This window comes from Taibaiella sp. KBW10, from assembly GCF_003852495.1.
GTDB lineage: Bacteria > Bacteroidota > Bacteroidia > Chitinophagales > Chitinophagaceae > Edaphocola.
Genome location: NZ_QAJI01000006.1, coordinates 1 through 14238 on the forward strand (window position 1 = coordinate 1; position 14238 = coordinate 14238).

Annotated in this window: 8 protein-coding genes and 2 tRNA genes; 3 read left to right on the top strand and 7 right to left on the bottom strand. The window is 42.2% G+C overall.

Features of this window, described 5'->3' with window-relative positions; genetic code table 11:
- The 5 genes from DBR32_RS13425 to DBR32_RS13445 form a co-directional block, all read right to left on the bottom strand.
- The coding region (locus DBR32_RS13425; RefSeq protein ID WP_199724504.1) for an SdrD B-like domain-containing protein at positions 1-2261 on the bottom strand (2261 nt) is incomplete at its 3' end.
- Positions 2262-2778: 517 nt separating this feature from the next.
- The gene (locus DBR32_RS13430; RefSeq protein ID WP_124636875.1) at positions 2779-3537 is read right to left on the bottom strand and encodes a glycosyltransferase family A protein; all 759 of its coding nucleotides are present in this window, start codon (positions 3535-3537) and stop codon (positions 2779-2781) included.
- Entirely contained in the window at positions 3534-4646 is a 1113-nt protein-coding gene (locus DBR32_RS13435) for a glycosyltransferase (RefSeq protein WP_233559741.1), read from the bottom strand. Before DBR32_RS13435 ends, DBR32_RS13430 begins: the two co-directional genes overlap by 4 nt.
- A 116-nt stretch (positions 4647-4762) precedes the next feature.
- Entirely contained in the window at positions 4763-6913 is a 2151-nt protein-coding gene (locus tag DBR32_RS13440) for a peptidylprolyl isomerase (protein WP_124636876.1), read from the bottom strand.
- 90 nt (positions 6914-7003) lie between these two features.
- Complete coding sequence (locus tag DBR32_RS13445; RefSeq protein ID WP_124636877.1) at positions 7004-9511, bottom strand: DUF5686 and carboxypeptidase regulatory-like domain-containing protein; 2508 nt, start codon at positions 9509-9511, stop codon at positions 7004-7006.
- A 182-nt stretch (positions 9512-9693) separates the two neighbouring features.
- Here DBR32_RS13445 and purB point away from each other — a divergent pair, with 182 nt between their 5' ends.
- From purB to DBR32_RS13460, 3 genes are all read left to right on the top strand, one after another.
- Positions 9694-11049 (top strand): adenylosuccinate lyase, encoded by a 1356-nt coding sequence (gene purB / locus DBR32_RS13450; RefSeq protein WP_124636879.1) that lies wholly within the window; start codon positions 9694-9696, stop codon positions 11047-11049.
- A 122-nt stretch (positions 11050-11171) separates the two neighbouring features.
- A tRNA-Gly gene (locus tag DBR32_RS13455) sits at positions 11172-11247 on the top strand.
- A 60-nt stretch (positions 11248-11307) separates the two neighbouring features.
- Positions 11308-11393 (top strand) — tRNA-Leu (locus tag DBR32_RS13460).
- Positions 11394-11656: 263 nt separating this feature from the next.
- Here DBR32_RS13460 and DBR32_RS13465 read toward each other — a convergent pair.
- Positions 11657-12013, bottom strand: coding sequence for a hypothetical protein (locus DBR32_RS13465; protein WP_124636881.1), 357 nt, complete (start codon positions 12011-12013; stop codon positions 11657-11659).
- A 447-nt stretch (positions 12014-12460) separates the two neighbouring features.
- Complete coding sequence (locus DBR32_RS13470; protein WP_158605997.1) at positions 12461-14158, bottom strand: gliding motility-associated C-terminal domain-containing protein; 1698 nt, start codon at positions 14156-14158, stop codon at positions 12461-12463.
- Positions 14159-14238: the final 80 nt, after the last annotated feature.

Below are 14238 nucleotides of genomic sequence, written 5' to 3' on the forward strand. Positions count from 1 at the left end.
TCATTACCCGTCACTCCACCAATCTGTTCTCCTGTATTTACCCAGTTTGAAGGCAAGGCAACCGATGCATTACTGCTGCCTATAGCGGCATTGGTGGTGCTGATAACGGCTGTATAAGTAGTGTTTTCAGCGGCCTTGTTAAAGATAAAGCTGCCGGTAGCCGTCACCGTAGCGGTATCGATGATAAGCCCGGCACTATTGAGCAGGTAAGCATACAATTGTTGACCGGAGGGCTTATTGATACCAGTACCGTCTACCATATTGTCGGTCATGCCATCGACATCATTAAACACATTACCACTGATAATACCTAAAAAAGGAATAGTGGCTGTACCGGTAGTTGTCGATTCTTTGCCTGCATTATCGGTTACTTTAAAAGGAATGGTTACAGAAGAAGGGCCTTCCGAAGCAGGATCGATCTTAATTGTTTGTGTGGGTTGTCCTGAGGTATTGGTGGGAACCGTAATACCGGTGCTGGTAGGGAAGTTTGCAGCGGTGTACGTTACATTGTTCACTGTAATACTTGTAGCACCACCGGGGAAGGCCGTAATGCGTAATGCGCTAATTGTGCCGGCATCAGGATCGGTACCACTGAAAGTGGCGGCCGGTACTGTTGCGCTATTGGTACCACCGGGGTTAGGTTGCGCAGCGGCAGTACTACCCGTAGGTGTTGGGAGTTGTTCTATACCAAAGTTTGCATTGCTGATGGAGGCGGTCCCTAAACTCACCGATAACAAACCATTTGGTGTACCATCACTACCTGCAGTGGATCCCATAAATTCGCCTGTATTTACCCAGTTTGAAGGCAAGGCAACCGATGGATTACTACTGCCTATAGCGGCATTGGTGGTGCTGATAACTGCGGTATAAGTAGTGTTTGCTGCCGCCTTGTTAAAGGTAAAGCTGCCGGTAGTCGTCACCGTAGCAGCATCGATGACAAGCCCTGCACTATTGAGTAAGTAGGCATACAGCTGTTGACCGGATGGCTTATTGATACCAGTACCGTCTACCATATTGTCGGTCATACCATCAACATCATTAAACACATTACCACTGATAATACCTAAAAAGGGAATAGTGGCGGTACCGGTAGTTGTCGATTCTTTGCCTGCATTATCGGTTACTTTAAAAGGAATGGTTACAGACGAAGGGCCTTCTGAAGCCGGATCTACTGTTATTGTTTGTGTGGGTTGTCCTGAGGCATTGGTGGGAACCGTAATACCAGTACTTGTCGGGAAGTTTGCAGCGGTGTACGTTACATTGTTCACCGTGATACTTGTAGCACCACCGGGGAAGGCCGTAATGCGTAACGCGCTAATCGTACCGCCATCAGGATCGGTACCACCGAAGGTGGCAGCCGGTACCGTTGCGCTATTGGTACCACCGGGGTTAGGTTGTGCAGCTGCCGTAATACTCGTAGGTGTTGGGAGCTGTTCTATACCAAAGTTTGCATTGCTGATGGAGGCGGTCCCTAAACTCACCGATAACAAACCATTTGGTGTGCCGTCATTCCCTGCAGTAGTTCCTGTAAACTCCCCGGTATTTACCCAACCGGAGGGGAGTACCGATGAAGGTGTCGTCGAAGCATTGCCCGCACTGGTACTAATGCTAATTGTATAGTTTGTATTCCCTGGCAGATTCGCAAAGCTATAGTCACCATTTGTGATTACCGTAGAGGCGACAAAAGTCGTTCCTTTATATAGATTGGCATATAAGACGGTACTGCCCAATGAAACGGCAGATCCGTTTACTGTATTATCTGTAAGTCCGTTGACATCATTAAATGCTTTACCGGAAATGCCAATATTCTTGAGCAAACCGGCATCTTTAAATAGATAGGTAGCCGTAAAGTTATGGGTACCGGTTTTGCCGGTGTTGACATTACAAGCCGACCATTGATCTTGCGGTACACCGGTGGCACTTTGAGTTGTGTAGCCCGTATATCCGGTGGGAACAGGAATGGGAAATTGTACAAAGTACAGGCCTGCCGTAATATTATTGAAGGTGTACATGCCATTGGCATCTGTAGTGGCTGTCGCTTTTGGGCTTGTATTGTCGGCAATGTTATCGGCATTATTATCCGCAAATAACTTCACCACAACACCCGCGATTCCGGGCTCTCCACTATCTTGCCGGCCATTGCGGTTTACATCGTACCATACTCTGTCACCTATGGTTATGATCTGTGCACTTGCTTGCTGTTGCGATAAGCATAATATGCTCGTGACTACGAATGCAGTCAAAGTCAATCTTCTTTTCATAAGGGGGGGCTTATTAAAGTATAATTGGTTAAAAAATATTTATTATTTTCCTGAATATTGCTTTCTAAAATTTATACAACTGAAAAAAGAAATATGTAAAAATCTATTTACAAGTTGCGGGCGAAGGTATATGAATATTAACTTTGGTTAATAATTTAGAATCCTAACGTATTGTTATTGTTTTATATATGTTGCTGTTCAGCTAATAATAAATTCAACATAAATAACATTAAATAATTATATTATATCTTTGGATTCTTAGTTTACTATAGTATACCGGCTTCAATTATTGATAGTATATGTTATGTTGCTTTTAAACATATAATGAGGGTATATACAGACGCAGCAATGATTCTGCGGGGCTTGTTAGGGAGCGATCTCGTCTGCTGCTTCAATTATTACTATTGTTTGACCATGCATAATGGCCCAGCAATAATTGTACTAAGCCATTAGCATGGCCGCATTTTAAGGATTATTTATTGATGAAGAAGGGACGTCCCGGATAGGTAGTTATCTTTTATTTTCGCAATCCCCATTTCATGGAGAGGTGTTTGGCAAAACTCCAAAAATATAAGAAAGGAATAAGCAGATAAAAACCGGGATGGAGTTTAGGCAAAGCGGCATAGGCTTTTAATTCACCCTGCCGCATTTTCCATTTATCAGCACTTAATCCGCCGGCACTGAGTACCGGGCGATCCAATTGTGTAAGGTATAAAGGCAACAGGTAGGTACTGTGCCGGTAACTATGTCTTAAGGCAAGCTCATAGTCTTCGCAATAACGCATGGCTTCATTAAAGCGCAGGGGCAAATCGCGTCTGAATACCACACAGCTGGTCGATATAGGGTTGAACCATAAAAGGTCGAAAAAACGCGTTTTCCGGGGCACTACAGGGGCGTTTGCATAAACGGGTAGGGGCTCCGTCTGGTAATAATGCCATAAAAGGTCAATGGTACTCTGCTGTTCTAAGGCGTGCAAACACCATTCCAGCTTTCGCGGATGCCATTGGTCATCACTATCCAGAAAAGCGACATAGTTTCCGGAAGCCTTGTTCCAACCTGCATTGCGTGCAGCGGCAGGCCCTGCATTGTGGTTTTGTTGTATAAGGGTTATTTGCGTACCAAAATGCTGTAGTATCTGTGCCGCAGCATCATCCGTGCTACAATCATCTACCACAATAATTTCATGGGGGGCAACAGTTTGCTGCAAGCAGGATTGTATCGTAGCGATAATGGTACGATGGGCGTTATACATGGGGATGACTACAGAGCAGGTCATTTTCCGGTCAGCAGGTTTTGATAAATATATAATAATGTTTTTTCATTTTCCTGCCAGTTATACACCTGTCTTGCCTTTAAGCTGTTGGCCACAAGCCGGTCATAATACACACGGTCTTCAAGCATATAGTTGATCTGCTTGGCTATTAGCTCAGGGCTAGGGTCGGCCGGTAACAGCAGGGCGATTTCATATTGCTCGTTCACCGCACGATACTCGGGATAATCCATAGAAAGTTGTGGTACCGCATTGTGCATATAATCAAACAGGCGATTGGCCAAAGAATATACATTGTTTTGCGATACGCTATCAAGCAAAATCAATCCTATCTTGGCTTTTCGGGTGATATGGTATAATTCATCGGGAGGCACATAGCCTTTAAACGTTATTTTATGCGTGACCTTATACGTGCGTGCAAGTTCCTGTGCCTGCTCAAAAAAGTTCCCCTCTCCACAAATCAGTAGCGGCGTTTCAACCCATTGCATGGCGGGTATAAGTTGCTCAAAACAACGTCCTTTATTAACGGCACCCTGATACAAAATAAAGGGTGCTGTATCCCGGTCGGGCAATGCAGCCAAAGGACGCAGTACTGTTGCATTGGTAATGGTCGGATAAGTTACCCCATGTCGTTTGTGTAAATACAGGCCACAATAATTACCGACGGTATATCCGACGGGAAATTGCGGTACGGCATAGTCTGCGATCCAATTCCATATTTTGGCCTCACGGGATTTGGTGACCACTTCTTTCATTTCCGTAAAAATCTCATGCGCATCATATACCCTTTTACAGCCTTTGAGTTTACTCGCCCAAAGTACCGACATAATTGTATCCAGGTCAATCGCGCAGATCACTGCTGCTTTTTTAAACAGCAGGTAGAAAAACAGTATGATCCAGTATCCGCCATAAAACAGTTTTCCGCTTTCGGCTAAAACAGGGAGCCGTTTTTGATGAAACGGACGATTGATCAGGGGCTTGCTGTTTTTCTTCTTTACACCAATCAGTGTTACATGATATCCGGCTTCGGCAAGGGTCGTGCAAATACGGATCATTCTCTGATCGTAATTAAGGTCATTGGTTACCGTAAAAAGAAGTCGCTTCGCTGCAGGCATGTTAAGATGTACTATTTGGGTATGCAATATTACTGAAAAAGCGCATGGCAGGCAATGGGCATACTAAAAAAGGCGCGTTTCTTATCGAAACGCGCCTTTGTATAAGGAAAGGGAGATTAGTTATACAACTTACCTCTTAAATCTTTTACCTGAGCCGATTCACGAACCGATTGCATGATCATTTGTGTCGCATTAGACTTCATCATCATGTCATTCATGTTTCTTTCTGTATCCAGGTTGCGGCCAATTGCAGGGTTAACGAAACGTTTCGTTACCGTTACAAAGTACACACCATTCATACCAGCGATTCCCGGAGATACCGTACTTTCTTTAAAGTTTTTATTGAAGATATAACCTAATAATTTAGGTTCGTTACCTACATTAGGAATAGCATTCATTACAAACGTAACAGAATCAGCAGCAGCAACCTGTAATTGGTTGTTTTGTGCGATAGCAGCCAAGTCTTTGCCTTTGTTGGCATCGATCAGCATCTGTGCTTTTTTCTGTTGTTTTAAATAATTTTCTAAAGCAGTTTTTGTAGCACCGGTTGGTTTTAAAATACCTTCTGCATTAATCTCAGAAAGTTTAGCCACTACAAATTTATTGCCACCAAGGGTGAAAATAGGAGAAACATCGCCCAATTTAGCACCGTAAGCCCATCTTACCATATCGTTAGAAGAACCTAAAGTTGGTACTGTAAAGCTATTTTTACTGATGCCGCCCGCTGATTGTTTTGCCACACCACTAGCTAATGCTTCTTTATCAAATGACTTTGCATTTGCAGAAACCTTCTGTGCAAATTGAGAGGCTTGTCCGTATAAAGTATTATAGGTTGTATTATCCGCACTTAATCCTTTGCTTACAAAAGCAATTTTGCTGCTGGAAACAGGTTTTCCCTTTTTCAGGATTTGGATATAGTGTAAACCGGAATATTTATCGTTGCCTACTTTTACCACTTTTGTACCACCTACACCTGCATCACTAAAAGCGAAGTCGCCGAACTCTTTTGCTAAATCACTTTTTTGTGCTAACGTAAAATCATATTCTCCTTTAGAAGCATCAGGTTTTTGAGGATTATAGTCATCAGAAAACTTAACCACTAGAGAATCATAATTAGCACCAGATTTTTCCATAGCCAACACACTATCCATACGGGCTTGTGCCTGTGCTTCTGTGCGTACTTCATTAGGACCTTGTTTCGTCATAACCAAGATGTGGCGCACTTTTACAGAATCCGCGAAATTGGCTTTCTCTACTACTTTTGCGATCGTTACATTATCTCCCATATAGAAGGGCCCTACAATAGTACCCGGCGCTGCGACTAATATTTCTGCTGCATTCGGGATTTGTTGTAAAGAAGCATTTGTTTGATAACTCACCGGTATTGGATTGTCAGAGTTTCTTTTTACAAAAGCCTCTGCATCGCCTGTGGTTTCAAATTCTGCTTTTAAGGTATTGATGGTATTCATTACACGGGCAGAATCATCTTTTGATGGAAGAATGTTGAAGCTTACATATTCGATTGCTCTGGTTTCTTCTTTAGATTCAAATTGCTTCTTATGCGCGTTGATATATTTGTTGATATCGTCGTCAGTAACTTTTACTTTATCATCGGCAATTAAGGTAAACGGAAGGTTTACATAACTGATCGTTGCATTATTGGCTCTGCCTTCATGCTGATCGTCCAAAATGAATTTTGGTGTGTACACGCTACCGGATACCAAAGCAGAGAATTTACCTTGAATCTTCGCTTCTTTCAGTTGTTGTTTGAACAGCTCCCACTGTGCTTTTTCTTCAGGATTTTTTGACTTCTCCAACTGTAATACACGGGCAGCTATTTGTGCCGGATCTACTTGTTGGCCACCGCTCAATGCCTGAGCCACCATAGGATCCAGGTTATTGGCAGAGAACATATCTTTTAGTTCCGCATCGGAAACCGTAACACCCAGCTTCTGATTGATCTCGCCGGTAAGTCTTTCCAGTACCATTTGATTGAATACCTGGTCTCTGGCCTGCGCACGCGCATTATCATCCAAAGGTTGGTTTTGCTGCTTCATTTGGTTTTCATAAGCAGCGATACGTTCTTCGTATTCTTTGTAATCTATTTTTGTGCCGTCTACTTCCGCCACTTTTGTAGATTTTCCGAATAATCCTCCGTTACGCCCCCCGCTAGTAGCATCCATTAGAACAAAGCCCACTAAGGCTAAAACGATGATAGCACCAGCTACTTTGGCATATTTATCACGGATTTTTTGAATTATTGCCATTTTCTTGTTAAGATTTTAAAAATGAAAGTGCGCAAATCTAATAAAAATTAATATTATTTCAAAAATGTATTGTAATGAAGCTATTAACCTTTACAGTTGCAATTGTGAAAAGATACCGCCAAGTCCTATACGGATACCATAATTAGGGCTGCTACGACCGCTTTCATAACCCGTTACGAAATCGATTCTTCCCATCTTGAAAAACTTAAACCCAATATTTTCCAAACCGATGGAATATTCGCCATAATACTGGTTGGTATTGATAAACATTAAATTACCCGAAACAACCAAATGCCAGTTCAGGCGTTTGAATAAGGGTATTTTATTGGTCAGAAAGCCGTTCATATGCCATTCCCCATGTCCTTCACCGTATAGACCCGGAGTACTGCTGTACTTGTAATAGGGCGCCAGTTGAAAGCTGCTCAGGTAGGAAGCGGCCAAAACCGTTTGATTGCCCTGAAGGTGATACATATCCGGATTGCCCACATATTTTTTGTTGATAAAACCACCACCGATAAGGTTGTAGCGTATAGCCCCCAATAATTTCAGGGATACTTCATCTTTGATGCTGGCTTGCCAGCGGTCAAAATCACTTTTGCTGCCGGCGATCCCTGCAATGCCCTTTGTATACTGAATGCTAAAGATCGGAGCCTCACTTTTTACGGCACTTTTATATGCGGGATATTGTATGTATTTCCAACCCGGCTGATAGCTCAGCCCGACTTGGACGATAGCTGCTTTATGCGCTTCAAAAGCAGGTAATTCCGCCGGATTGTTGGGGCTGTAGTTCTGCCTTCTGTTTTTGTAAAAAGCATAATCCGTTGTGTTGAATAAGGGTGTCCTGTCTTCATAACGTAGGCCCAGGTCGAGGTTTAGCCCATTGCCGAATTGCTGATTGAAGTTGAGGTGTAGCAGCTTGGCCTGATAAAGCTTCATGTGATTTCTACCCCATACCAAACTAGTGCTGGTATTTAACAGGGGGCTGATCGGGTTATTGGGATTGATCTGGAATACATACTGGCCTATCGTGCCACTAAGACGCCAGATCTTGTTGATAAATGCGGTGTCCCTGCGTTCGTACTGTGCTTTAAGCAGGTATTGGTAAGTCTGATTAGAAAAGCCATAGCGGTTGTCCAGGGCTACTCTTAGGGTGTCGCCCCTGCGTGAGTGGTACTTCCAATAAGGTTCCATGCTTATATTCAAACCTTCAACGGTATTGAAATTTACCCTTGATAGCAAGCCGTTGATCCCCCATTCATGCCTGTTTTTTCTCACATAGGCGTTTTCAAGCAGGAACGCTGACGGACTAAGATGCTGTTGCGCCTTTTTGGCCAGAGAATCTCTTTTGGATTGCATACTTACATAAACACTATCCTTGACTTTATAGCCTCTCGTTTCTTCTGCCGATAAGGCAACGGGACGTTCTTGCTCCCAATAGCTCGTATCCTGCTTAAGCGCCTGCTTATCGTATGTGCTGATTATTTTAGAAGAGAATACAGAGGCGTCTATGGGCTGGTTCAATTTTAAATTGCGGTAGTTGGTCACAAAATCACCTACAAAGCTAAACCCGAAAATAGAAAACACCGGATAGATAATCTGTTGTTGTATCACCCAATTGTCTTTGGTCTCTTTACGGTACTGCTGCTGCAATACAAGTGTGTCGAGCATTTCCATCTGGGCACGCTTATCGAGCGAGAGGTTCACTTGCTGAAAGACCCATTCATCCTCCACGACATAAACGATACCGCGAAACAAGGGCTCATAAGTACGTTTGGGTATTACCTCAATTTTATTGATCAGTAGCCCATTGTCCATGTAAGAGTTGATAAACCGATAGCGATAATATTGAAAAGCATTACTGTGTGCCGGAGATATAAATCCACGGCCTCCGATACCGGAAAGAATTTCGATATTATTTTCATAAATATTTATAATGGGAGGCATCGAGGCGAAGCCCAGGCCATTGGGGTCTCCGCTGGTTTTTACCGCTTTAATCTCATTATAAGCTTTATTGGGCGCCTTATACGTGTAGTGCGTCATTTGCTCCAGAAGGTAAAGAATGCCTTGATTATTACTGTCTAATCCGAGCATTTGTTGTAATTCTTTTTGGTTTTCCTTTTTTATTTCCCTGCCCAAAAATGCTTTGGGAATATCCCGCATATTCAGTTTGCCTTTTAGGTAAATATCCGTTTCCAGTGTTTTAACCGCTTTCGCATGTTTCGACTTTTGGGCGATCACCTTACGCATGATGGCATAAGCCGGATCTTCCCCGCCAGAGTTCACCAACACCTCCCTGAGTTCGTTTTGTTCCGATTGCAACACAATGTTTACCGTTTGTGCGTCTTCCGATACGGTTATGGTTTTTGTTGCTGTGGTATAGCCAATCATACGCACGATCAAAGTTGCTTTTCCGGAATTGATAGACAAGGAATATAACCCGTCTTCATTTGCTGCTGTGCCGTCATTAGTACCGGATACCAGCAAAGTGGCAAAAGGGACGATCATGCCTTTTTCATCCGTTATTTTTCCTTTGATGGTTGCAGCCCATACCTGCAGGCTTAAGACAAAAAGGAGTAGGGTGGCACTTAAAGTTTTCATGGATTGATTATTGGGTTTTAAATAGCGCTGTAATATAGACAGGAACGTTTAGAATAGCAAACGCAGTATGCCAAAGCTTATTGTGTATCAGTTCGCCTTATTAAAGTCCATATGCGTGTATATTCTAAAATAGAATTGTATTTTTGCGCTGTTCTATAAAAAATTATTTCATATCATATTTTATGCAATCATCATTTTCTCCCCTAGTTGCCATAAGTCCTATCGATGGCCGTTATCAAAAACAAGTGAATGAACTCTCCGGCTATTTTTCTGAATTCGGACTGATCCGGTACCGGGTAAGGGTAGAGATCGAATATTTTATTCTGTTGGCGGAGAAAGGCATTTTTAAAATGCCCGCTAAGATTAAGCCGGCACAGCTTCGGGCAATCTATGAAGAGATGAGTGAAGCGGATGCTCAGCAGATCAAAGAAACAGAGAAGACGACCAATCACGATGTAAAAGCAGTTGAGTATTTTATTAAAGATCAGTTACATCAATTGGGTGGTGATGAAGTGGCTGAATGGGTGCATTTTGGCCTTACCTCACAGGATGTAAATAATACGGCTATCCCGCTTTTATGGAAAGAGGCGGTAGAAGAATCTTTTATGCCTTATTTGTTGAACCTGATTGCCACTGTTAAAGAGATGGCCAGGACATGGAAGAAAATACCAATGCTGGCTAAAACGCATGGACAGCCTGCTTCTCCAACCACCTTAGGAAAAGAGATTATGGTTTTTGTAGAGCGCCTGCAAAATCAGATTGACCTGTTTGGCTATGTGCCTTATGCGGCCAAATTCGGCGGTGCTACCGGTAATTTTAATGCACATCAGGTAACCTTTCCCAAACACGACTGGGTCGCTTTCGGTAATGAATTTGTGAATGAAAGATTAGGCTTGCAAAGAATGCAGTTTACAACGCAGATAGAGCATTATGATAACCTTGCGGCACATTTCGATACCTTGAAACGTATCAACACAATACTGATCGATTTTTGCCGGGATATCTGGACTTATGTGTCTATGGAATACTTTAAACAAAAAACAAAAAAGGGAGAGGTTGGTTCTTCTGCCATGCCTCATAAAGTGAATCCTATTGATTTTGAAAATGCGGAAGGAAACCTGGGCGTCGCCAATGCTTTGTATGAGCACCTGAGTGCAAAGTTGCCCATCAGCCGTTTGCAGCGCGACCTTACAGATTCTACGGTACTTAGGAATATCGGCGTGCCTATGGCGCATAGCTTTATTGCGTTAAAATCTATAGAAAAAGGTTTAGGTAAATTATTACTGAATGAAACCAAGATTAATGCGGATCTGGAAAACAATTGGGCTGTCGTCGCAGAGGCGATTCAGACAATCTTAAGAAGAGTGAAATTTCCTCAGCCTTATGAAGCGTTGAAAGACTTGACCAGAGGGCAGGAAGGCATTACACAAAAGAGCTTACATAAGTTCATTGATGGCCTGGATGTGGCCGATAAAATTAAAAATGAATTAAAAGCAATAAGCCCTCAAAACTATACTGGGGTTGAGTTTGACTATTAATAATTTAGTGCGGAACAGAATTTTTTTTAAATTTTCTCTAAAAAAAGTTTGTAGGATTAAAAAAGTGTTTTATCTTTGCAATCCCAAACGGGGAAAAAGAAAAGTTCTTTTACACACTAAATGCAGAAGTAGCTCAGTTGGTAGAGCACAACCTTGCCAAGGTTGGGGTCGCGAGTTCGAGTCTCGTCTTCTGCTCCAAAGATTCCAGGCAGCAATGTTTGGAATTTTTTTTAGACACACATTTTTATGTGCGCCTAAGCCCTGGTGGTGAAATTGGTAGACACGCAGGACTTAAAATCCTGTTTGCAGCAATGCAAGTGCCGGTTCAAGTCCGGCCTGGGGCACGAGTTACAGCCGATCCGAAAGGATCGGCTTTTTTTATGGCTATAGTATATCAACTACACATTTTAGAGCTTAGCTAAAAGGGTATTTATAAATTAAAACCAGCCATCAGTAATGATGGCTGGTTTTATTATGTAATGGTCGCGTGCGGTGCAAATACGACCAATAAGGGCGTAAAGGGGTATTGTTGCTAAAGCATCAAAATGCCTGTTATAAAGACAGGGAATTTGGCTTAACAGAGGGCTGTATTATTTTTATTCCGGGATTATTGAAAGATGTATCCACAATCCTTTCCCATGTCGCTCATTTTTTCTTGCAGACCCATTTTCTCTGCTTGCTTCAGGAGTTCTTTTGGTGGCGCTTGTCCTTCTTTAACCTTATTTAATTTGTTAAATAGTTTAAGTTCTTCCAGGCTTAATTTTGCTTCTAAGTCTTTAGTAAAGCAATCACCGAATTTTTCTGCCTTTTCCTTAGGCGTACCATCACTTATCATCCCTTTAACTACTTTAGTGCGTAGTGTTTTTAGAATGGACGCTTTCGTTTCAACGGGTTTAGATTGTGCTACAGCTAGGTTGCTGCTCATTACGATTATAGCTCCGAATGCTAAGAGTATTTTTTTCATTTTTAAAATTTGTATTAAAAATGAAAAATAGTATTTATTTGATTGCTAATGAAATTATTATACGTTATTCTTCATAGATCTTACCCGAAGCAGTTCTAATGAATATTTTAAATTTACAGCCTGTTTACTTACAGGTGACAAATGTTTCATAGGCTCTGCTCTTGGTCGTCTTTATTACAATAACGGTCTTGAGGAATAGATGCATTTTTGGTCTTTTTATTGCCGGAAAATGGGCGGTAGACAATTCTATAATATAGCCCTTAAGTTTATTGATAAATAAATGTATGGCTTGAAAAGTGATGCAGAACTAGATACCCAAAAAGAAGGAGTTGCAAATTCACGCGGGTCTGCAACTCCTTCTTTTTTATTTACAGAAACCTTTGATTGTGCCCGGAGAATATGCAAAATCAGCGCTGGAATTTTTGTTTGGTAAAGTAATAATACTGCTTAGCGTATTATGGTAATATCCCCTTTCTTTTGGTAATTCTTCCCGTCGCTGCAATTATAATTCAGTTGGTACATATACACATCATTGGATTGTTTTACGCCTTTAAATGTGCCGTCCCATCCTTTGTTTTGATTATTCTTATTGTCGTAGACAATCTGCCCCAGCCGGTTAAATATTCTGAAAGAAACGATGGTCTGTCCTACCTGTAATACGGGCTTGAAATAATCATTTTTTCCATCACCATTAGGGGTGAAGGCATTGGGCATCCCGATGTCGCAACAAGGGTGTACGTTTATATAAACAGAGTCTTTTGCAGAACAGATATTTCCACTGTAAACCGTAACGGTCACATAGCCTGATTGTGGTACTACGGCCCAGACCTCATTGTATTGATTGGTGCTTGTTGCGTGGAAATAGCGATCCGGTGTCCAGGAATATTCTAAGTTCTCACCTGTAGCAGTGGCTTTGAGCCTTACGGTGTCCATAGTACAAAAATTGCGATTGCCTATAACGGCTAAGGTAATGGTAGGCTTAGGAATAATATGCAGCATGATTACATTTGAGGTTGCAATGCAGCCTTTATTGTTGGTAACGCGCACACTATAATTTCCTGTGGTACTTACTTTTAGGCTATCGGTTGTTGCGCCGGGTATCGGATTATTATTTTGCAGCCATTGATACGTATTGCCGCTTTCGGCAACTACCTTTAAAACGTCCTGTCCCCCCTCGCACATACTGATTTTACCTTCCTTGTTAAGACTTACGTTGGGTAAGGTGTTCATGGTTAGGTTGAGGATAATATTGCTGTCGCAGCCCGAGACAGGATGGATCAGGGTATCGTAAATACCCCCGCTCTGGAGGATACGATCATAAAAGTTATAGACCTCTCCCTGGCATATACTGGCACTACGGTTAAAGGTATTTGGATTGATGGTCACCGTATAAGTACTGCTCAGCGTAGCGCAATCATTTAGTAACATGGTACAAGTATATACACCGCTTTGTGTGGGTTGTACATTGGAGAGCGTTATTGAATTTCCTGTAGCAGTATAGCCATTAGGTCCTGTCCAGTTATAGTTAGTGTAGACCGCGTCCGGAGGATTACTTACGGGCGCGGTTAAGGTAATATCACCTCCCTGGCAGGGCGTTCCGCTAAAAGTAATGGCTTGTGTGACCGGGGAGATTGTAATATCATCTAAAATCATGCCCAGGGTAGAGGGATTATTGATGTTTTCAAAATCTAGGGTTATTGTGGCCGTAGTAGGCGTAAATACAAACGCAGCACATTGCCAAATCCAGGTGGTGTTAGAAGAGGAAATATTTTGGGTTAGGAATACATTGGTACCATTATAGACCTTTACGTTTATCGTTGATGGAATGGGGGGAAGGGGGTATCCTGGTCCTGCAGTGGTTCTCCTACAATGTTTAAATGATATAGCGTAGGCCTGACCCGGTGTAACCGGAATATTAGCTTGCCTTAAATTGGCCTCAACATCAATTTCGGCTGTTATATTGGTAGCGGAGATGCCGCCATAACCAGCTTCCGTAATGTATGCTTCTACGGAGGTGCCCGGTGCAAAAAAGCCCCAGCCTACACCACCTGTTGTCGAGAAACTACCATTATTGACCAGGTTCTGAGCAAATGTTTGTACAAAAGAGTTTGTTGCAAGCAACAAAAGGAAGATGATTTTTTTCATATTCATAGGTTTTCTTTATTGATAAAACAGGTTTACCAAATAGGTTGTGTGAGGTTGTTAGTAGTTAGTCGAAAATTTTT